This is a genomic window from Acidovorax sp. SRB_24 (assembly GCF_012931925.1).
Map to the genome: position 1 here is coordinate 42,286 of NZ_MWOM01000006.1, position 21,360 is coordinate 63,645.

At 65.3% G+C, this 21,360-nt stretch carries 19 protein-coding genes and 1 tRNA gene; 14 read left to right on the forward strand and 6 right to left on the reverse strand.

The genetic code is table 11. The annotated features are described in order from the left end of the window. The first annotated feature begins 38 nt into the window (after positions 1–38). From B2J89_RS03315 to B2J89_RS03325, 3 genes are all read left to right on the forward strand, one after another. Positions 39–115 (forward strand) — tRNA-Pro (locus tag B2J89_RS03315). A 356-nt stretch (positions 116–471) separates the two neighbouring features. After that, a complete protein-coding gene (locus tag B2J89_RS03320) occupies positions 472–882 on the forward strand; it encodes a hypothetical protein (protein ID WP_240964712.1) in 411 nt (136 codons plus the stop codon). A 299-nt stretch (positions 883–1,181) separates the two neighbouring features. Beyond that, complete coding sequence (locus tag B2J89_RS03325; RefSeq protein WP_240964716.1) at positions 1,182–1,886, forward strand: heparan-alpha-glucosaminide N-acetyltransferase domain-containing protein; 705 nt, start codon at positions 1,182–1,184, stop codon at positions 1,884–1,886. Between the two features lie 76 nt (positions 1,887–1,962). On the opposite strand, the gene B2J89_RS03330 is transcribed toward B2J89_RS03325, so the two are convergent. From B2J89_RS03330 to B2J89_RS03350, 5 genes are all read right to left on the reverse strand, one after another. Continuing rightward, a complete protein-coding gene (locus B2J89_RS03330) occupies positions 1,963–2,748 on the reverse strand; it encodes a peptidylprolyl isomerase (RefSeq protein ID WP_169167810.1) in 786 nt (261 codons plus the stop codon). Between the two features lie 67 nt (positions 2,749–2,815). After that, positions 2,816–3,085 (reverse strand): BolA family transcriptional regulator, encoded by a 270-nt coding sequence (locus tag B2J89_RS03335; RefSeq protein WP_169167811.1) that lies wholly within the window; start codon positions 3,083–3,085, stop codon positions 2,816–2,818. Next, positions 3,082–3,636 carry a septation protein A gene (locus B2J89_RS03340; RefSeq protein ID WP_169167812.1) on the reverse strand — a complete coding sequence of 185 codons (555 nt, stop codon included), beginning with the start codon at positions 3,634–3,636 and terminating at the stop codon, positions 3,082–3,084. The genes B2J89_RS03335 and B2J89_RS03340 overlap by 4 nt, the downstream gene beginning before the upstream one ends. Before the next feature lie 25 nt (positions 3,637–3,661). Beyond that, complete coding sequence (gene msrB, locus B2J89_RS03345; protein ID WP_169167813.1) at positions 3,662–4,075, reverse strand: peptide-methionine (R)-S-oxide reductase MsrB; 414 nt, start codon at positions 4,073–4,075, stop codon at positions 3,662–3,664. After that, positions 4,072–5,553, reverse strand: a complete 1,482-nt coding sequence (locus tag B2J89_RS03350) for a YdiU family protein (protein ID WP_169167814.1) — start codon at positions 5,551–5,553, stop codon at positions 4,072–4,074. Before B2J89_RS03350 ends, msrB begins: the two co-directional genes overlap by 4 nt. Before the next feature lie 176 nt (positions 5,554–5,729). On the opposite strand from B2J89_RS03350, the gene B2J89_RS03355 reads away from it, so the two are divergent. From B2J89_RS03355 to B2J89_RS03400, 10 genes are all read left to right on the forward strand, one after another. After that, positions 5,730–7,367 (forward strand): 3-(methylthio)propionyl-CoA ligase, encoded by a 1,638-nt coding sequence (locus tag B2J89_RS03355; RefSeq protein ID WP_169167815.1) that lies wholly within the window; start codon positions 5,730–5,732, stop codon positions 7,365–7,367. Positions 7,368–7,501: 134 nt separating this feature from the next. Further along, positions 7,502–8,737 (forward strand): branched-chain amino acid ABC transporter substrate-binding protein, encoded by a 1,236-nt coding sequence (locus B2J89_RS03360; protein ID WP_169167816.1) that lies wholly within the window; start codon positions 7,502–7,504, stop codon positions 8,735–8,737. A 69-nt stretch (positions 8,738–8,806) separates the two neighbouring features. Then, positions 8,807–9,760 carry a branched-chain amino acid ABC transporter permease gene (locus B2J89_RS03365; RefSeq protein WP_169167817.1) on the forward strand — a complete coding sequence of 318 codons (954 nt, stop codon included), beginning with the start codon at positions 8,807–8,809 and terminating at the stop codon, positions 9,758–9,760. Positions 9,761–9,764: 4 nt separating this feature from the next. After that, a complete protein-coding gene (locus B2J89_RS03370; protein ID WP_169167818.1) occupies positions 9,765–11,087 on the forward strand; it encodes a branched-chain amino acid ABC transporter permease in 1,323 nt (440 codons plus the stop codon). A 3-nt stretch (positions 11,088–11,090) separates the two neighbouring features. Then, entirely contained in the window at positions 11,091–11,873 is a 783-nt protein-coding gene (locus B2J89_RS03375; protein ID WP_169167819.1) for an ABC transporter ATP-binding protein, read from the forward strand. Between the two features lies 1 nt (position 11,874). Next, complete coding sequence (locus tag B2J89_RS03380) at positions 11,875–12,570, forward strand: ABC transporter ATP-binding protein (protein ID WP_169167820.1); 696 nt, start codon at positions 11,875–11,877, stop codon at positions 12,568–12,570. Positions 12,571–12,674: 104 nt separating this feature from the next. Next, complete coding sequence (locus B2J89_RS03385; protein ID WP_169167821.1) at positions 12,675–14,774, forward strand: 3-hydroxyacyl-CoA dehydrogenase NAD-binding domain-containing protein; 2,100 nt, start codon at positions 12,675–12,677, stop codon at positions 14,772–14,774. Between the two features lie 73 nt (positions 14,775–14,847). Continuing rightward, positions 14,848–16,023: an acetyl-CoA C-acyltransferase gene (locus B2J89_RS03390; RefSeq protein WP_169167822.1), complete on the forward strand. Its 1,176-nt coding sequence runs from the start codon at positions 14,848–14,850 to the stop codon at positions 16,021–16,023. A gap of 74 nt (positions 16,024–16,097) precedes the next feature. Next, entirely contained in the window at positions 16,098–16,532 is a 435-nt protein-coding gene (locus tag B2J89_RS03395) for a PaaI family thioesterase (protein ID WP_206041810.1), read from the forward strand. Between the two features lie 111 nt (positions 16,533–16,643). Continuing rightward, entirely contained in the window at positions 16,644–18,476 is a 1,833-nt protein-coding gene (locus tag B2J89_RS03400; protein WP_169167824.1) for an acyl-CoA dehydrogenase, read from the forward strand. Here the strand turns inward: B2J89_RS03400 and B2J89_RS03405 are convergent. Further along, positions 18,473–19,651, reverse strand: a complete 1,179-nt coding sequence (locus B2J89_RS03405) for a VanZ family protein (RefSeq protein ID WP_169167825.1) — start codon at positions 19,649–19,651, stop codon at positions 18,473–18,475. The genes B2J89_RS03400 and B2J89_RS03405 overlap by 4 nt on opposite strands. A 421-nt stretch (positions 19,652–20,072) precedes the next feature. Here B2J89_RS03405 and B2J89_RS03410 point away from each other — a divergent pair, with 421 nt between their 5' ends. Next, positions 20,073–21,212 carry an acyltransferase family protein gene (locus tag B2J89_RS03410; RefSeq protein ID WP_371809026.1) on the forward strand — a complete coding sequence of 380 codons (1,140 nt, stop codon included), beginning with the start codon at positions 20,073–20,075 and terminating at the stop codon, positions 21,210–21,212. Positions 21,213–21,360 lie beyond the last annotated feature (148 nt).

Sequence of the window (21,360 nt, forward strand, 5' to 3'; positions counted from 1 at the left end):
AAAAAACCGCCTGTTTTCCAAGTTAGAATATTAGCTGTCGGAGCGTAGCGCAGCCTGGTAGCGCATCTGCTTTGGGAGCAGAGGGTCGCGAGTTCGAATCCCGCCGCTCCGACCATTGATATCAAGGCCTTAGGTTGTAATGACCTAGGGCCTTTTGTCTAACAGAACAGCCACTGTCTTACGGCGATCGCGTAGCGCCAGCGCGAACTGTCTTCTTGTGCCTTGCCTCATCCGCCACCTGGGATTGGATGGTGTGGGCACCTGTCCTCTGTCTCCTGCGTACTTCGTCCTCCTCGGCGCTGTCCAGCGTCTTGCCGGCCGGAACGAGGGTGGCGCCGAAATCACTGGACGTTGTCTGACAGCATCACGGCCCCCAGGACGGGGCGAACGGTGTAGTGTGCAGCCTACAACGGAGATGCAGCGAGTGCCCGGCCCGGCTCGCCTCATCGTCAACTTCCGAAGGAGAAGCCCATGAACGCATCCACCACACAACAGAGCGGTGTAAAGCCTGTGGACCCGGACCTTGCCGAGCAGGCGGTTCCGGGCCACGGTGTTCCGTCGCAGGATCCGACGCCCGCAGCTCAGGTTGCGCTCGAGCCCGGGGAAGCCGAGCGGGAATCGCAGTCCGCGATGATGGGAGGCGGCGTCATTGCAGGTTCGGCCGCGGGCGCCGCAGTCGGCGCGGCGGTGGGGGGGCCGGTGGGCGTGTTGGTCGGCGGCACCATTGGAGCCGTTGCCGGAGCGCTGGGAGGCGGCGCCGCTGGCAAGTTGGTGGGTGGCGCCGACACAGTGCCTGCAGATGAAGCGGACTCCCCCATCGGCGACCATGGGGGCAGCAGTCCGCCGTGCTCACCCATAGACACGGCGGGTAAACCCACCTAGCGGTGGCGCTGCGCACGTCGCACTGCCGCAAGGCAGGTCCTGCGTGCGCTGGTCGCGTGCCCTGCGACACAGATCGACGCGCCGCAACTTGTCGCGCGCAAACCAAGGCCGTCGCCGCTGGCATGCCATCGATTTGAGGGCGTCGACGCGCAAGGTCGGAGAGGTCGGTGTGTGCGCCCTGGCATCATGGGCTGTGCCTGTTTCACTTTTCTGTATCCGTGATACCTTTTCAGACCCAACCCGGCCCCGCAGCGCCGCGTCGCCGCTTTGACCGGGTGGATGCGCTGCGCGGTGCGGCGATGCTGTGGATGACGGTCTTCCATGCCTGTTTTGACCTCAGCCACTTCGGCTACTGGCCGCAAGACTTTCGCACCGACCCCTGGTGGACCTGGCAACGCACCGCCATCGTCAGCATGTTCCTCTTTTGCGCCGGACTGGGGCAGGCCATTGCCGTGCACCAGGGGCAGAGATGGCCGCGTTTTGGGCGGCGCTGGGCGCAGATCGTAGGCTCTGCCTTGCTGGTCAGTGCGGGCTCGTTCGCCATGTTTCCGCAGAGCTTCATTTATTTTGGCGTGCTGCATGCCATGGTGGTGGTGCTGCTGGTGGCACGCTGCACGGCGGGCTGGGGGCGCGCGCTGTGGTTTGCCGGCACCGTGGCGCTGGCGCTGCCCTGGCTGGCCCAATGGGCACTTGCGGGTCCGCTGGCGGATGTCGCCGGCCCCATGGATGCCCGCAGCCTCAACTGGCTTGGGCTGGTGTCACGCAAACCCTACACCGAAGACTATGTGCCCGTCTTTCCATGGCTGGGCGTGGTGTGGTGGGGGATGGCTGCGGGGCAATGGCTGCTGCAGCGCAGGCCGGCATGGCTGCAGGGCGATGTGTTTGCCGCCCTGCGCCCGCTTGCGGTGCTGGGGCGCTGGAGCCTGAGCTATTACATGCTGCACCAGCCCGTGCTGATCGGCGCATTGATGGCCGCAGGCTGGGTGCTGGGCCGCACGGCCTGAGCGTGCAACAAAAAAGCGGCCGAAGCCGCTTTGCAGAGTGTGGGCAGTTGCCGCGAGCTGGCCCGCGACGAACGCCTTATTCGACCTTGGCCTTGGCGCGCAAATCTTCCTGGAACTTGGCCAGTTTTTGCTGCTGCAGCTGCTGGGCCACCTGGGGCTTGACTTCGTCGAGCTTGGGCAGCTGCGCTTGGCGCACGTCGTCCAGGCGGATCACGTGCCAGCCGAACTGGCTCTTCACGGGCGTCTGCGTCATCTTGCCCTTGTCGAGCTGGATCAGGGCCTCGGTGAACTCAGAGACATAGCTGCTGGGGTTGGCCCAGTCGAGGTCGCCACCCTTGGCGCCAGAGCCTGGGTCTTTGGACTTCTTCTTGGCGAGGTCTTCGAACTTCGCCCCTTTCTTGATCGAGGCGATGATGGCCTTGGCCTCGTCTTCGCTGTCGACCAGGATGTGGCTGGCCTTGTATTCCTTGCCGCCGTTGGCCGCGACGAACTTGTCGTACTCGGCCTGGATTTCCGCGTCGGTAACGGGGTTCTTCTTCTGGTAGTCGGCAAACAGCTCGCGGATCAGGATGGTCTGGCGCGCCAGTTCCATTTGCGCCTTGTAATCCTGCGACGCTTCGAGACCGCGCTTTTGCGCTTCCTGCATGAAGATTTCGCGGGCGATGACTTCTTCCTTGATCTGGCCTTCCATTTCTGGCGTGACCGGACGGCCTGAACGCTCGACCTGCTGCTTGAGCACTTCGGCGCGCTCCTTGGGAACGGGCTTGCCGTTCACGATGGCGATGTTCTGGGCAAAAACGGGCATGGCCACGGTGCCCAGCAAGGCGGCGGCCACGAGGCCGGACAGAAGCTGTTTCTTCATGTGGAATCCAAATAAGAGAAATGGGCTGCAGGCTGACGGCCGGCGAGCGGAAAAGATGGGGGCCAGATCAGAGAATTTCTATGGCAATGGCATGGGCGCCGCGGTCAATAAATTCTTGCAGCGCATCATACACAAGGCGGTGCTGCCGCACGCGGGGCAAACCGGTAAACAAAGGTGAGGCCACGCGCACCCGGAAATGGGTTCCAAACCCGGTGCCGTTGGCGCCGGCGTGGCCGGCGTGGGCATGGCTTTCGTCGAGCACTTGCAGGGCGGTGGGCGCGAGGGCGGCGCGCAGGCTGTGCTCCATGGCAGAGGCAGTGATGGCTTCGGTGTTCATGGCTGGGGCTTGTTGGAGGTGTCGGTGTCCTTGGCGTAGCGGCCCAGGTACAGCGCCTGTGCAATGACAAAGGCGAACATCAGTCCCATGCCGCCAAACAGCTTGAAGTTGACCCAGGTGTCGGTGTCAAAGTGGTAGGCCACCCAGAGGTTGAGCACGCCCATCACGGCGAAAAAACCGGCCCAGCTCCAGTTCACGGCACGCCAGGCGGCCTCGGGCAGGTCCATTTGCGTGCCCATCAGGCGGCGGATGAGGTTGGTGCGAAACACCAGCTGCCCGACCAGCAGCGCGCCGCCCATCAGCCAGTACAGCACCGTGGGTTTCCATTTGATGAACGTCTCGCTCTGCGAGAGCAGGGTGGCGCCGCCAAATAGCACGATCACGCCCAGGCTCAGCCATTGCATGGGCTCCACCTTGCCGTGCTTGAAGCGCAGGTAGCCGATCTGCAGCACCGTGGCCGCAATCGCCACGGCGGTCGCGGTGAAGATGCCCCAGGCCTTGAAGGCGGCAAAGAACAGGATGATGGGGAAGAAGTCGATGAGAAGTTTCATGGCGCCAGGGGCAGTGGAAAACGTTTCAGGATCCGCCCGCCTCAAAGTCCAGCGACGCGGAATTCATACAGTAGCGCAGGCCCGTGGGGGCGGGGCCGTCCTCAAAGACGTGGCCCAGATGCGCACCGCATTGTGCACACACGGTTTCGACCCGCACCATGCCATGGCTGCGGTCGGTGATTTCAGAGATGGCCCCGGGCACGGCCTGTGAGAAGCTGGGCCAGCCGCAGCCGGCGTCGAACTTGGTGGCCGAGTCGAACAGTTTGGCGCCGCAGCAGACGCAGTGGTAGCTGCCGTCGGCCCAATGGGCATTGAACTTGCCGGTGAAAGGCCGCTCGGTGGCGGCGTGCCGCGTGACCTGCAGCGCGCCAGGCTCGGCGCCCTTGCCCTGGAGCAGGGCCTGCCATTCGGCCTCGGTTTTCTGGATGGAAAAGCTCATGATGAACAGCTGATGGAGAGGGTGGATGCCCAGTCGGGCGGGAAGTCTGCATAGGCCTCATGGCCGGGGTGCTCGTCAAACGGGCGCTCCAGCAGACGCTGCAGGGTTTGGAGTTCGCTGAAGTCGCCAAGTTTCGCGGCGCGGATGGCCTGCTCGGCCAAGTGGTTGCGCAAGACATAGCGCGGATTGGTTTTGAGCATCAAATCGGCATCAAACGCACTACCAGTCTGCGCTGTTAGCTCTGAATAGGAGAGCAACCACTGGTCAAATCCGGCGCGATCGGCAAACAGGTCGCGCACCGGCTCGAACTGCCCTTGCGCCACAGCATGCGAGAGCCGGCGCCAGAAGATGGGGTAGTCGACGCGGTTGTCGGCCAACAGGCGCAGGAGGGAGTCCATGGTGGCGCCGTCGCCCTCCGTGGCCTGGCGCAGCCCGAGTTTGGCGCGCAGGCGTGCCATCAGCTCGGCCGGAAAGCGCGTCTTGTAGGGCTCCAACGCCGCCACCACGACTTCGGGCTCGCCAATCAGCGGCTGCAGCGCCTGGCCCAGGCAGAACAGGTTCCAGTAGACGACGTTGGGCTGGCGGTTGAAGGCGTAGCGGCCCTGGGTGTCGCTGTGGTTGCAGACGTGGTTGGGCTCAAAGGCGTCGAGGAACTGGAACGGGCCATAGTCGATGGTCAGGCCCAGGATGCTCATGTTGTCGGTGTTGAGCACGCCATGGCAAAACCCCACGGCCTGCCAGTGCGCTGCCAGGTCCGCCGTGCGCTCGGTCACGGCCTGGAGCAGCGCAGCGTAGGCGTTGCCGCCGTAGTGCGGTGTGTCGCGGCATTCGGGGTAATGGCGGTCGATCACATGGTCGGCCAGCGCGCGCAGCGGCCCGAGCAGGTTGCGCGACGCAAAGTGTTCGAAATGCCCAAACCGGATGAAGGTGGGCGCGGTGCGCGTGACCACCGCCGCGGTCTCGGTGGTTTCGCGCCGCACGGGCTGGGGCGAGCCGACCACGCACAGCGCGCGCGTGGTGGGAATGCCGAGCGCGTGCATGGCTTCGCTGCACAGGAATTCGCGGATGCTCGAACGCAGCACGGCGCGCCCATCGCCCATGCGCGAATACGGCGTCATGCCACTGCCTTTGAGTTGAACCTCCAGGCCGGCGGCCGTTTCGCCCAGCAGGATGGCGCGCCCATCGCCAAGCTGCCCGGCCCAGACGCCGAACTGGTGGCCGCTGTAGACGCTGGCCAGCGGGTCGCTGCCCTGCAGCGTGCGGTTGCCGGCAAACACCTGCAGCGCCGCGTCGGATTGGAACCACTCCGGGTCCAGGCCCAGCGCGTGGGCCGCGGCGTCGCTGCGGCCCACCCAGTGCGGCGCCGGCAACGGCGTGGGCGACAGGCGCGTGAAGAACTCGGGCCCCAGCCCGGCAAAGGCGTTGTTCCAGGTCAACCCCGCATCCAGGGTGGTCGTGCGGTCGGCAAGCTGTGTCATCGGAACATTGTCCCGCAGACGACAAGGCCCAGTTCCTGCAGGGCCAAGCGGTCTCGCGGGGAGGGGGTTTCAGGGGCCACAATGCACACGCTTGCGGCGCACGCCAGCACGGCTGTGGCCTGGCAAAAACGCTGGGACGGCGTTTGTTGTAGCGACCAATTATTCAAGGAGCACCTATGTTGGGTTTGATGCAGGATCAGCCGCTGCTGATTTCGTCTTTGATCGAGTTTGCAGAACGCCACCACGGCGACGGCGAGATCGTCTCGCGCCGCGTCGAGGGCGACATCCACCGCTACACCTACCGCGACCTGGCGGCGCGCTCGCGGCGCCTGGCCAATGCGCTCGATGCGCTGCAGCTGCAGTTCAGCGACCGCGTGGCCTCCTTGGCCTGGAACGGCTACCGCCACCTGGAGATGTACTTTGGCGTGAGCGGCTCGGGCCGCGTGCTGCACACCATCAACCCGCGCCTGCACCCCGACCAGATCGCCTGGATCATGAACCACGCCGAAGACCGGGTGCTGTGCTTTGACCTGAGCTTCCTGCCGCTGGTGCAGGCCGTGCACGCCAAATGCCCCACGGTGAAAAAATGGGTGGCGCTGTGCGATGCCGACCGGCTGCCGCAGGACAGCGGCATTCCCGGCCTGGCGAGCTACGAAGAGTGGATCGGCGGGCACCCAAGCGACTACGTGTGGCCGCAGTTCGACGAGAACACCGCGTCGAGCATGTGCTACACCAGCGGCACCACGGGCGATCCGAAGGCGGCGCTCTACAGCCACCGCTCGACCACGCTGCACGCCTATGCGGCGGCCCTGCCCGATGTGATGTGCCTGTCGGCGCGCGACTCCGTACTGCCCGTGGTGCCCATGTTCCACGTCAATGCCTGGGGCATTCCGTATTCGGCGGCGCTCACGGGCTGCAAGCTGGTGTTTCCGGGCCCGGCCATGGACGGCAAGTCGATCTACGAACTGATGGAGGCCGAGGGGGTGACCTATGCCGCTGGCGTGCCCACCGTGTGGCAGATGCTGCTCTCCCACCTCAAGCCCACGGGTCTGAAGTTCTCCACCCTCAAGCGCACGGTGATCGGTGGTTCGGCCTGCCCGCCGGCCATGATCACCGCCTTCCAGGACGACTATGGCGTCGAAGTGCTGCACGCCTGGGGCATGACCGAGATGAGTCCGCTGGGCACGCTGTGCACGCTCAAGAACAAACACCTGTCCCTGCCCAAGGACGAGCAGATGAAGATCCTGCAAAAGCAGGGGCGTGCCATCTATGGCGTGGACATGAAGATCGTCGATGGCAACGGCAAGGAACTGCCCTGGGATGGCAAGACCTATGGGGACCTGCTGGTGCGGGGACCATGGATCCTGGACACCTATTACCAAGGTGACAGCCCGCTGATGCCCGACGCGCAGGGCCGCAACTGGTTTCCGACCGGTGACGTGGCGACCATCGACGCCGATGGCTTCATGCAGATCACCGACCGCAGCAAGGACGTGATCAAGTCGGGCGGTGAGTGGATCAGCTCGATCGACATCGAGAACATCGCCATGGGCCACCCGGCCATCGCCATGGCTGCATGCATCGGCATGCCGCACCCCAAGTGGGATGAGCGCCCCATCGTGGCGGTGACGCTCAAGCCCGGCATGCAGGCCACGCGCGAGGAGCTGCTCCAGTTCTACGAGGGCAAGACCGCTAAATGGCAGATTCCGGACGACGTGGTGTTCGTCGATGCGATTCCGTTGGGCGCCACGGGCAAGATGCTCAAGGTCAAGCTGCGCGAAGTGCTCAAGGACTACCAACTGCCAGGCGTGTGAGGCCTCGGCCTGCTGCGCCCGGGCGGGCGCAGCAGGCAGTCGCGCGGGCGATAGCGGCTAGGGGCATTCCCTGAGCGGCGCACTCGGCACGGCACGGTACGCTGCCTTTTGTTGATTCACCAGGAGATCTGACAATGAGATTTGCTATCAAGGCAGTAGCGGCATCCATCATGTTGGCGAGCGCGGGAGGCGTTTTTGCCCAAAAGGGCGAGACCGTGAAGATTGCCTGGCTTGATCCCCTCTCAGGTCTCATGGCCGCTGTGGGCACCAACCAGCTCAAGAGCTTTCAGTTCCTGGCGGAAGAGGTCAACAAGAAAAACGCGGCCGGGGTGAAATTCGAAATCATCGGCATCGACAACAAGCTCAGCCCCCAGGAAACCACCAGCGCCTTGCGCTCGGCCATGGACCAGGGCGCGCGCTATGTGGTGCAGGGCAACGGCTCCGGCCCGGCGCTGGCGATCATCGACGCGCTGGAAAAGCACAATGCGCGCAACCCCGGCAAGGAGGTGGTCTACCTCAACTACGCCGCCGTGGACCCCGACCTGACCAACAGCAAGTGCAGTTACTGGCACTTCCGCTTCGACGCCGACACCTCGATGAAGATGGAAGCGCTCACCACCTACATGAAGGATTTGCCGGAGGTCAAGAAGGTCTACCTGATCAACCAGAACTATTCGCACGGCCAGCAGGTCTCGAAGTTCGCCAAGGACATGCTCAAGCACAAGCGCCCCGACGTGCAGGTCGTCGGCGACGACCTGCACCCGCTGGCGCAGGTGCGCGACTTCGCGCCTTACATCGCCAAGATCAAGCAGTCGGGCGCCGACACCGTGATCACCGGCAACTGGGGCTCCGATCTGGCGCTGCTGATCAAGGCAGCCAACGACTCGGGCCTGAACAATGTCAAGTTCTATACCTACTACGCGGTGACTACCGGCACGCCGACCGCCATGGGCGCGGCATCGGACGGCAAGGTCTATCAGGTGGGTTATGGGCACTACAACATGGGTGGCGACATCGGCAAGCTGGCCGCGCAATACAAGGCCAAGTTCAACGATGACCTCTACACCACCGACATACAGACGGTGTATGACGCGCTGGTCGAGGCCTTTGTGCGCGCCAAGTCCACCGACCCCGCCAGGGTGGCAGCGACGCTCGAGGGCATGAAGTTCAAGAGCTACAACGGCGATGTGGAAATGCGCAAGGCCGACCACCAGCTGCAGCAGGGTCTGTACATCACCAAGTGGGAGAAGGCCAGCGCCAAATACCCTTACTCGCCCGAGAACACCGGCTACACGCTGGCGCCAGTGAAGTATTTCGAGCCCTACGTGGCCAGCACGCCCACGTCCTGCCAGATGAAGCGCCCTTCCTGAGCGCGCTGCGCTCGCACGAGGCCCGACACCCCTCGGGCCTTTTTTTTACCCCTGTGACGAAGCTTTTCGATGAATCCAGAGTTTTTCGTGATCTCGCTGCTCAATGGCGTCAGCTATGGGTTGCTGCTTTTCATGCTGAGTTCGGGCCTCACGCTGATCTTCAGCATGATGGGCGTGCTCAATTTCGCGCACACCAGTTTCTACATGCTCGGGGCCTACCTGGCCTATACCATTTCCAGCGTCGTCGGCTTCTGGCCGGCGCTGGTGCTGGCGCCGCTGGCCGTGGGCGTGCTGGGCGCGCTGTTCGAGCGCTACAGCCTGCGCCGCGTGCACAAATTCGGCCATGTGCCCGAACTGCTCGTCACGTTCGGCCTGTCGTACCTGATCCTGGAACTGGTGCAGCTGGTGTGGGGGCGCTCCACCGTGCCCTACGGCCTGCCCACGCAGCTGCAGGGGCCGCTGTTCACGCTGTATGGGACGCAATTTCCCAAGTCGCGCTCCTTCATCATGCTGGTGGCGCTCTTGATGCTGCTGTCGGTGTGGCTGCTGCTCACGCGCACGCGCATCGGCCTGGTGATCCAGGCGGCGCTCAAGCACCCGGAGATGGTGCAGGCGCTCGGCCACAACGTGCCGCGCGTATTCATGCTGGTGTTCGGCGGGGGCTGCGCGCTGGCGGGCTTGGCCGGTGTGATTGGCGGAAACACCTATGTCACCGAACCGGCCATGGCGGGCTCGGTCGGCTCCATCATTTTCGTCGTGGTGGTGGTGGGCGGCATGGGGTCGCTGGCCGGGGCGTTCCTCGCTTCGCTGCTGATCGGGCTGCTGCAGACCTTCGCCGTGGCGATCGACTATTCGCTCGCGCAGGCGCTGCAGGGGCTGGGCGTGGCGGTGTCCGAGAGCACTTTTGGCTGGCCGCTGCTTAAGCTCACGGTGTCGCAGGTGGCACCCATCCTGCCGTACCTGTTCCTTGTGCTGATCCTGATCTTCCGCCCCAAGGGCCTGCTGGGCACCCGGGAGGACTGATGCCATGACCCCATCCACACCCTCTGATCCGCGCGCCGTGCCCGCCTACCGTTTCCGGCCCTGGAACGTGGGCCGATTTGTCGTCTGGACGCTGTTTGCGCTGCTGCTCATCGTCTCGCCCCTGCTGTTCACGAGCAGCCTGGCCCTGACCATGCTCTCGCAGATGGGCTACCTCATCATCATCTGCCTGAGCTACAACATCCTGCTGGGCCAGGGCGGCATGCTGAGCTTCGGCCATGCGGTCTACACCGGCCTGGGCTCGTTCATCGCCATCCACGCCATGAACCTGGCGGGCAAGGGCACGCTGCCGATACCGCTGGTGCTGATCCCGCTCGTCGGCGGCTTGGCAGGCATGCTGTTTGCGGTGCTGTTGGGCTTCGTGACCACCAAGAAGTCGGGCACGACGTTCGCGATGATCACGCTCGGCATTGGCGAACTGGTGGCCTCGATGGCGCTGATGTTCCCCGAGTTCTTCGGCGGCGAGGGCGGCATCACCACCGACCGCGTCTACGGCAAAGGGTTCCTGGGCATCAGCTTCGGCCCGGCGATCCAGGTGTATTACCTGATCGCGGCGTACTGCTTCGTCTGCACCGCCGCCATGTTCGCCTTCACGGGAACGCCCCTGGGCCGCATCCTCAACGCCGTGCGCGACAACCCCGAGCGCGTCGAGTTCATTGGCTACAACACGCAGCGCGTGCGCTACTTCGCCTTCATCATCGCGGGCTTTTTTGCCGGCATTGGCGGCGGCCTCGCCGCGATCAACTTCGAGATCGTGACCGGCGCCGACAGCGTGGGTGTGGTGCGCTCGGGCGGCTACCTGCTCTTCACCTTCCTCGGCGGTGCGACGTTCTTCTTCGGGCCGATCATCGGCGCGGTGCTGCTGGTGTTGGCCTCGGTGCTGCTGTCCGAGCTGTCCAAGGCCTGGCTGCTGTACCTGGGCCTGGTTTTCCTGTTCATGGTGATGTATGCGCCCGGGGGCATTGCCAGCCTGATCATGATGAATTTGCGCGTGGCCCGCTACGGGAAGCTGGGGCGTCTCGCCATGACCTATCTGGCGTTGGCCGCAACGGCGCTGGTGGCGGTGCTCGGCGCGGCCTGCATGGTCGAGATGACCTACCACCTGCAACTCAACGCGGCGATGGGGCCAGAGCTGCGGTTTCTGGGGGTAACGATCGATGCCACGGCGTGGACTAGCTGGTTGGGCGCAGGTGCCGTGCTGCTCGTGGGCCTGGCCATGTTCGAATGGTGCCGGCGCCGGTTCGTGCGCCAGTGGAGCCGCATCCAGGAAGAAATAGAGCATGCGATCCAGCGTGGGGAGGCGCTGTAAACCATGGCAGACCACGCACCCTTTGCCCTGGAGCTGCGCGACCTGCGCAAGAGCTTCGGCAAGACAGAAATCATCCGCGGCGCGGACCTGGCGGTTCGGCCGGGCGAGCGGGTGGCCATCATCGGCCCCAATGGCGCGGGCAAATCCACGCTGTTCAACCTCATCAGCGGGCGCTTTGCGCCGACCAGCGGGCAGGTGCTGCTCAACGGCCAGCGCATCGACGGCAAGAAGCCGTTCGAGATCAACCGGCTCGGCCTGTCGCGCAGCTTCCAGATCACGAACATCTTTCCCAAGCTCAGCGTGTTCGAGAACCTGCGCTGCGGCGTGCTCTGGAGCCTGGGCTACAAGTACACGTTCCTGCGTTTGCTTGCGGGCCTGCACGACGCCAACGCGCGTGCGCAGCAGCTCATGGAGCAGATCCACCTGGACAAGAAGCGCGACGTGCTGGCCGTCAACCTGACCTATGCCGAACAGCGCGCGCTCGAGATCGGCATCACCATCGCCGGCGGCGCCAACGTCATCCTGCTCGACGAGCCCACCGCCGGCATGAGCCGCAGCGAGACCACGCGCTTCATCCAGCTGATCAAGCAGGTGACCGAGGGCCGCACGCTGCTCACGGTCGAGCACGACATGGGGGTGGTCTTTGGATTGGCCGACAAGATCGCGGTGGTGGTGTACGGCGAGGTCATCGCCTTCGACACCCCTGAGAAGGTGCGCGCCAACCCGCGCGTGCAAGAGGCCTACCTCGGCTCGGCCGTGGCCGACGAGCAGCCGGAGGGCCACTGACATGCTGCACATCCACGACCTCCACGCCTACTACGGCAAAAGCCATGTGCTGCATGGCGTGGGCTTCAGCGTACAACCGGGCGAAATCGTGGCGCTGCTCGGGCGCAATGGGTCGGGCCGCTCGACCACGGCCAAGGCGATCATGGGCCTCGTGGACTGGGAGGGCACCATCGAATGGAAGGGCCAGCCGCTCACGGGACGCAAGGCCTACGAAATCGCCCATGCGGGCCTGGGCTATGTGCCCGAGAGCCGCGACGTGTTCCCCCACCTCACGGTGCACCAGAACCTGCTGCTGGGCCAAAAGGGCAATGGCAAGGGCAGCCGCTGGTCATTCGATGACATGTATGCCATGTTCCCGCGCCTCAAGGAACGCCAGCACACCGAGGCCGGCGTCATGTCGGGCGGCGAGCAGCAGATGCTGACGCTGTGCCGCACGCTCATGGGCGACCCGGACCTGATCATCATCGACGAGCCCACCGAGGGCCTGGCACCAAAAATAGTCGAACTGGTCGGCCAGTACCTGCAGGCGATCAAGGCGCGCGGCATCTCGGTGCTGCTGATCGAGCAAAAACTCACCATCGCCATGAAGGTGTCCGACCGCGCGCTGGTCATGGGCCACGGCAGCATCGTCTTTGATGGAACGCCCGACGGCCTGCGCGCCAACGACGCCGTGCGCAAGGAGTGGCTGGAGGTTTGAGCAGTTGTCCCGGGTGGGACAAAGCGGCAAGGCCAGGGCGGACCAAACTCCCTACAATCAAAAACGCACGACCGTTCTTTTATCAATACGCGAGGAACACCAGCATGACCGCTGAATACCAAGTCCACGGCGACGTTGCCGTGATCACCCTGGCCAACCCGCCCGTCAACGGTTTGGGTCTGTCGACCCGCCAGGGCATCGTGGACGGTCTGGACCGTGCGCAGGCCGATGCCGCGGTGGCGGCCATCGTCATCACCGGTGCGGGCAAGGCCTTCTCGGGCGGCGCCGACATCAAGGAATTCGGCACCGACAAGGCGCTGCAGCAACCCAACCTGCACGCCGTGATTGCCGCCATCGAGAACGCCACCAAGCCGGTCGTGGCCGCGATCCACAGCGTGTGCATGGGCGGCGGCCTGGAACTGGCCCTCGGTTGCCACTATCGGCTGGCCGCGCCCGGTTGCAGCGTGGCGCTGCCCGAGGTCAAGCTGGGCATCCTGCCGGGCGCCGGCGGCACGCAGCGCCTGCCGCGCGTGGTGGGCGTCGAAGCGGCGCTGAACATGATCGTCAGCGGCGAAGCCGTCAAGAGCGAGCTGATCGGCGCCATGCCTGGCCAGAAGCTGTTCGACAAGATGGCCCCTTCGCCCGAGGCGCTGGCTGCCGAGGCGCTGGCGTTCGCGCAGAGCGTGGCCGCCGTGCGTCCGCTGCCCCTGGTGCGCAACCTGCCGTGCAAGCACCCCGAGGGCGACGCGTATTTCCAGTTCGCGCGCAACATGCTCAAGGGCATGGCCAAGGACTACCCGGCGCCACTCAAGTGCGTGGACGCCGTCGAGGCGGCCACCAAGCGCAAGTTTGCCGATGGCCTGGCGTATGAGCGCGAACTGTTCATCAACCTGATGTGGACGAGCGAATCGCGGGCGCTGCGCCACCTGTTCCTGGCTGAACGTGCGGCGTCGAAGATTCCCGATGTGCCCGCCGACACGCCCCAGCGCAGCATTCAGAGCGTGGCCGTGATCGGCGCCGGCACCATGGGCGGCGGCATCGCCATGAACTTCCTGAATGCCGGCATCCCCGTGAAGATGCTGGAGATGAAGCAGGAAGCGCTGGACCGGGGCCTCGCCACCATGCGCAAGAACTACGAAGCCCAGGTCAAGAAGGGCAAACTCAAGCAGGACAAATACGAGCAGCGCATGGCCCTGCTGTCCACCACGCTCGACTATGCCGACCTGAAGGACGCGGACCTCGTGATCGAGGCCGTGTTCGAAGAGCTTGGTGTGAAGGAGGCCGTGTTCCAACAGCTTGACGCGGTCATGAAGCCCGGCGCCATCCTCGCCTCCAACACCTCCACGCTCGACGTGGACAAGATCGCCGGCTTCACGAAGCGCCCGCAGGACGTGGTCGGGCTGCACTTCTTCAGCCCGGCCAACGTAATGAAGCTGCTCGAAGTGGTGCGCGGCGAGAAGACCGCCAAGGACGTGCTCGCCACCGTCATGGCGATGGCCAAGAAGATCAAGAAGACGGCGGTGGTCTCGGGCGTGTGCGACGGCTTCATCGGCAACCGCATGATCGAGCAGTACGGCCGCCAGGGCGGTTTCCTGCTCGACGAAGGCTGCACCCCCGAGCAGGTCGACAAGGCGATGGAAAAGTTCGGCATGGCCATGGGACCGTTCCGCATGGGCGACCTGGCCGGCAACGACATCGGCTGGGCCATCCGCAAGCGCCGCTACCAGGAAAAGCCTGACATGAAGTACAGCAAGACCGCCGACCTGCTGTGCGAGAAGGGCCGCTTTGGCCAGAAAACCGGCGCTGGCTGGTACGACTACCTGCCCGGCAAGCGCGATGCCATTCCGAACGCCGAAGTCGTGAAGATGATCGAGGACCACCGCGCCGCGCTCGGCATCACGCCGCGCAAGATTTCCGACGAGGAGATCGTGCAGCGCCTGGTGTTTAGCCTGGTCAACGAGGCCGCGCACATCCTGGAAGAGGGCATTGCCAACAAGGCCAGCGACATCGACGTGGTCTACATCTTTGGCTACGGCTTCCCCATCTACCGCGGCGGCCCGCTGAACTACGCCAACGAGGTCGGCCTGTTCAACGTGGTGCAGGCCATGAAGCGCTTTGCGCAGAACCCGCTCGACGACGCGAAGTTCTGGCAGCCCGCGCCGCTGCTGGCCCGGCTCGCGGCCGAAGGCAAAACCTTCAACTGATCGATGTGCACCCACCCGCACGCGCAGGCCGCTGGGCCCGCCAGCGGGGCGCCCACCCCCGAAAGGATTCCCCATGACCTCCGCAGTGATTGTTTCCACCGCCCGCACGCCGCTTGCCAAGAGCTGGAAGGGCTCCTTCAACATGACGCACGGCGCCACGCTCGGCGGCCACGCCGTGCAGTACGCCGTGCAGCGCGCCGGCGTGGAACCGGCCGATGTCGACGACGTGCTCATGGGCTGCGCCACGCCCGAAGGCGCCACGGGTGCCAACATCGCGCGCCAGATCGCCTTGCGTGCCGGCCTGCCCATCACCGTGTCGGGCGCCACCGTCAACCGCTTTTGCTCGTCGGGCCTGCAGACCATTGCCATGGCGGCGCAGCGCATCATTGCCGGCGAGGCCGATGTGTTCGTCGCCGGCGGCGTGGAAAGCATCTCCTGCGTGCAGCAGGAAATGAACACCCACATGCTGCAGGATCTGCAGCTGGCCAAGGCCAAGCCCGAGATCTACTGGAGCATGCTGCAGACTGCCGAACAGGTCGCCAAGCGCTACGGCATCGGCCGCGACGCCATGGACGAATACGGCGCCGCGAGCCAGCAGAAGGCCTGCGCCGCCCAGGCCGCCGGCCTGTTCGATGCCGAAATCGCCCCCATCGAAGTGACCATGGGCGTGGCCGACAAGGTGATGGGCCTGACAACCAAGAAAGTCACCGTCAGCCGCGACGAAGGCACGCGCGAAGGCACGACTTTTGAAGGCATCCACGGCCTGCGCTCGGCGCTGCCGGGCGGACTGATCTCGGCCGGCAACGCCAGCCAGTTCAGCGACGGCGCCGGCGCCTGCGTGCTGACCAGCGAAGACTACGCCAGCAAAAAAGGCCTCCAACCCCTCGGCCGTTTCCTCGGCTTTGCCGTGGCCGGCTGCGAGCCCGACGAAATGGGCATCGGTCTCGTGTTCGCCGTGCCCAAGGTGCTGAAAAAATTGGGCCTCACGGTGCAGGACATCGACCTGTGGGAACTCAACGAAGCCTTTGCCGTGCAGGTGCTGTACTGCCGCGACAAGCTCGGCATCCCGGCCGACCGCCTGAACGTCAACGGCGGCGCCATCGCCCTGGGCCACCCCTACGGCGTGAGCGGCCAGCGCCTGACGGGCCACGCGCTCATCGAAGGCAAGCGTCGAGGTGCAAAGAAAGTCTGCGTGACCATGTGCATCGGCGGCGGCATGGGCGCGGCCGGCATCTTCGAGGTGCTGTAGTCATGGGCAGGCACGCCGCGCCCCACGCCGACGACCGGCCGGAAGCCCCGGTCACGCCCGAGGTCTTCCTGGCCATGGGCCGGGAAGTGCTGGCGGCGCAGCCTTTCAGCGTGCTGATCGGCGCCGAACTGCACGCCCTGGCCCCCGGGTGGTGCGAACTGCACCTGCCCCTGACCGCGCAACTGCGCCAGCAGGATGGCTTCGCGCATGGTGGGGTGCTCAGCTACATGGCCGACAACGCGCTCACCTACGCGGGTGGCACGGCGCTGCGGGTGCCGGTGGTGACCTCCGAGTTCAAGATCAACTACCTGCGCCCCGCCGTGGGCGAGCGGCTGATCGCGCGCGCCGAAGCCGTGCACCAGAGCCGCAGCCAGGCCGTGTGCCGCTGCGACGTGTTCGTGCTGCAGGACGGCGTGGAAACGCTCTGCGCCATGGCGCAGGGCACGATTGCCGCGCTGCCGCCGCGCGGCAGTGCCGAAACACCGCCGTCGCCGGGCCCAGCGCGCTGACAGCTTTCACGGGCAGGCCAGGCCATGGTGCAACCCCGCTTTGTTACTCCTCATTTGATAGCTTAAGGCGCTTGCTGCACAAGCGTTTAGGCCAATTTTTGCTGAAACCCCATGCGCTTGCGTCCCACCCTTGAATTCCTGCTCTATCAGTGGCTGCAGGCCGAGAAACTGCAAGAGCGCGAGCGCTTTGCCGACCACTCGCGCGAGACCTTCGATGCCGTGCTCGACACCTGCGAGCGCATCGCGCGCGAGAAGTACGCGCCGTTCAACCGCACGGTCGACATGCAGGAGCCGCAGTTCGACGGCGAGCATGTCACGCTGCCACAGGCAACGAAAGACGCCTACGACGCCTACGCCGCGTCGGGCATGCTCAGCGCTGCGCAGGACTATGACATCGGCGGCATGCAGCTGCCCTACACGGTGGACGCGGCGGCCAATGCCTTCTTCGCGCTGGCCTCGATCAGCATCAGCTCCAGCCTGCTGAGCGTGGGCAACGCCAACCTGCTCATGGTGCATGGCACGCCGCTGCAGAAGAAGGTGTTCGCGCTCAACGAGTTCTCGGGGCGCTTCTCGGGCACCATGTGCCTCTCCGAGCCGCAGGCGGGCTCGAGCTTGAGCGACGTGGCCACGCGCGCTGTGCCCGATGGGGAAGGCTTTGAAGCCGATCCCTTGGGCCCGCGCTACCGCATCACGGGCCACAAGATGTGGATTTCGTCGGGCGAGCACGAGCTGTCCGAGAACATCGTCCACCTTGTGCTGGCCAAGATTCCGGGGCCCGACGGCAAGCTGGTGCCGGGCACGCGCGGCATCTCGCTGTTCATCGTGCCCAAGAAGCTGGTCGATGCCGAGGGCCACCTGACCGGCGTGCGCAACGACGTGGCGCTGGCGGGCCTCAACCACAAGCTGGGCTGGCGCGGCACCACCAACACGCTGCTCAACTTCGGCGAAGGCAAGTACCCGGTGCAGGGCAGGGCGGGGGCCGTGGGCTATTTGGTGGGCGAGGCCGGCAGGGGCCTCGCCTGCATGTTCCACATGATGAACGAGGCGCGCATCGGCATCGGCATGGCGGCCACCATGCTGGGCCTGGCGGGCTACTACGCCAGCCTCGACTACGCCAAGAACCGCCCGCAGGGCCGCCCCATGGGCGCCGGCGGCAAGGACGCCGCGCAGCCGCAGGTGCGCATCATCGAACACGCCGATGTGCGCCGCATGCTGCTGGCGCAGAAGAGCTATGGCGAGGGCGCGCTGGCGCTCAACCTGTACTGCGCGCGCCTGGTGGACGAGCAGCACACCGGCGAGCCCGAGGCCGCCGACGAAGCGCGCTTGCTGCTCGAAGTGCTCACGCCGATTGCCAAAAGCTGGCCCAGCGAGTTCTGCCTGGAGGCCAATTCGCTGGCCATCCAGGTCCACGGCGGCTATGGCTACACGCGCGACTTTCCGGTTGAGCAGTATTGGCGCGACAACCGCCTGAACATGATCCACGAGGGCACGCACGGCATCCAGGCCGCCGACCTGCTGGGCCGCAAGGTGCTGATGGAGGGCGGCCGGGGCCTGCAACTGCTGGCCGCGCGCATGCAGGCCACGATGGCGCAGGCCGCCGCCGTGCCCGAGCTGGCAGCGTACGCGGCGCAGCTCGGCGGCGCCTTGCAGCAGGTGGGCGCCGCCACGCAGGCCGCCTGGGCCACTGGCAACCCCGCCGAGGCCCTGGCCAATGCCGTGCCCTACATGCAGGCCTTCGGCCACACCGTGCTGGCCTGGATCTGGCTCGACGTGGCGCTGGCCACGCTGCGCGCGGATGCTACGCTTTCAATAGCTTCAAGCGAAGGCAGGGTGGGCGCTGCACGCTATTTTTACCATTACGAGTTGCCCAAGATCACGGCCTGGCTGGACGTGGTGAACCGCCGCGACATGACCTGCGCCGCGCTCAGCGAAGCGGCCTTTTAGGCACTGCGCTCGCGCAGCCGCTGGGCGTGGACCGGGCGCGCCGCGGTGCAGGCGGACAGCAGCCAGCCCATGCCGATCGCCAGCACGACCGAAGTGATTTCAGCGGTCCGTGTCGGCAAATAGCGCTGCGTCCATTCGCATGCGAAGGCGAGCACCGCCGTGCAGACGGTCATGCCCCCGAGCAAGGCGCCGTTGCGGACCGTGCTCCAGAGGATCCCGCCAAAGCACAGGCATTCAAACGCGCGCGCCGAGATCGCTGACTGCACCCACGTCGACAGCGACGACGCAAACGGCATCCAGGCCATGTCGGCCGGCGGCGTGCGCCACGCCCAGGGCCAGATCGCGTCGAGCAGGTAGGTGGCCAAGGCCACCCAGGCGGTCGCGGCCCACCGCGGCCCGGGAGGCCACGCATCCATCCAGCGCCACAAAAGCCAGCCACCGGCAATCCCCAGCACCACCGCCATGCCCGGTGACTGGTCCACGACCACGAACTTGCCTGCCAGCACCGCCGCTGCGGCGACCCCGGCCACGGCGCGCGCGCGGTGCGCGAGCTGTGCGGTGCGCGCCAGGTGCGCGACGGCCGACAGGCCGATCACCGCCATGCCGGCATGCAGCAGCATGCGCCGCGGCTGCCACAGGTCCAGTTGCCACAGCGACTTGACGTTCTGCGCCACCGAAGAGACATCGAACGTCGGGATGAGCGGATACAGCTCGGCCAGCCACCACAGCGCGATCAGCACCAGAGCGAACCGGTCTGCACCGGCCCAACCCTGGTGCCGGACCAGCAGGTGCCCCACACGCCAGCGCGCAACGCAGCCCGCGCCCCAGCCCAGGACATAGCCCACCATATTGAAGAGAACGTCCGACAAGGCCGGGGTGCGCGGCAGGTACTTCTGCAGCCATTGCAGCGTGCCTGCCACCACCAGCGCCACCCCGAACCAGCCGGCGAAAAACCACCAGCGGCGGAGACGCCATTGGGCGGCCCAGCCCAGCAGCGCCCCCAGCGGCAAAAACAAAAGGATGTTTTCGATCAGGTCCACCAAGCCAATGCGGCCGCTCCAGATGAAGGCCTGCGGCGCGGCGAAGTCCCACTGGAAGGGGTATAGCGAGCCATACACGATGAGCAGCCACACCAGGCCCACCGCGACCGCGAAGCTGCGAGAGCGAACGTCCATGCTTTTCATGCGGGTCTCTGATCTTTGAATTGCACATCACACCATATTGGCCACGCCATGGCGAATTGCCTGGGTCGGCCAAGGCTGGGGCCAGAGCCATGTCTCGGCGAAAAAACCGCCGCTGCATGGCGGCGTCGCAGTTCCTTGCATCCGATACACCCTGCGGCGCGTGCCCGCATGCACAGCCTGCGTGGCGCACGCCTGGCCCTGCCTGGCGCACCACAGGAGATCGTACGCTTGCTTACGCCATGCAATGGCGCGCGCCAGCGCGGCAGCGTTCGCAGGCGCATTGGCGGATTCTCAGGCGTGGCCTGGAACGCTGCCGCGTGCCACGACCCTAGAATGCACCGCGACCATGGGTGTAAACCCTGGTTCTGGCGGGTCTGCCATACACGCAATGGACCCGGAAAGGTTTGCAGATTTGGTATTGAAAGAGTTCAAGCTCGGTTACAACCCCGCCCTCGACGGGATGCGCGGTGTGGCGATCGTGCTGGTGCTGCTGTCGCACGCGCATGTGCCCTTGTTCGAGGGGGCATTTTTGGGGGTCGACCTGTTTTTCGTGCTCAGCGGATTTCTGATCACTTCGCTGCTGCTGCTCGAATACCGGTCTCAGGGGCGGATCCAGTACTGGCGTTTTTACCGGCGCCGCTTCTTTCGCCTGATGCCGGCGCTGGCCCTGTTTCTGGCCACCTACTGCGTGGTGGCGCCGCTGTTGTGGCCGGAGCTGGACGACATCCACCAGGACGCCCTGGTGTCGCTCCTGTACCTGGCCGACTACGGGATCGCCTTTTTTGACAGCCCCGGCACCTTGCTGCACATATGGTCGCTGTCGGTGGAAGAGCATTTCTACCTGGTCTGGCCCCCGCTGCTGGTGCTGCTGTTGCGCTCGGCCCAGCCCGGGGCGGTGTGGCGCCCGATCGCCTTGCTGTGCCTGCTGGCCTGGCTGTGGCGCGTGTTCTGGGTGGTGCAGGGCCAGCAGTTCTACGAAATTTTCTTCCGCTTTGACACCCGCGTTTCGGGCTTGCTCATGGGCAGCCTGCTCGCGGCGCTGGCGATCGAAAGGCCAGGCTTTGTCCCGCAGCTGCGCGCGCGCATGCACTACGCCATGTGGCTGCCGCTGGCCATTCCGCTGCTGATGGCGCTGGACTGGGACAACCAGAGCGCCATGGTGTGGGGCATCACGGTGGTCGAGATGGCCGCCGTCGTCTTGCTGGTGGCCGTGCAGCAGCGCTCCGGCCTGGTGTACGACATGCTGAGCGCGCCGGCCCTGGTCAAGCTGGGCACGCTGTCGTATGGCATCTATCTCTGGCACTACCCTGTCGTGCGCTACCTGCGCGCGGACCATGCCTGGCCCGTGGTGGTGGTGCTGGGGCTGCTGATTTCCACGGCGCTGGCCGCGCTGTCGTTCCATACCCTGGAGCGTTGGGCGATGCGTTACCGCGATGGAGCGCAACACGGCAAGGCGCGCGGCGCCCCCGTGCCCGCGCATGCCTGCGGCAGGGCGGGAAAAGGAAGGCCAACCAAGGCAGGGTGCCGCACCACGGCAGATGCACTGCTCTGACCGCTGCGAGCCACCCCTAGCGTTGGGAAATTGCTCCCTGTTCTGTGGGGCCAGAGCGGCGCCTCATGGCTCGACTGTCGCAAGCGAGCTCGGAAATCAGACTGCGCATCCATTTCATGCAGCGGTGGTTCAAGGTCAGCGATACCGC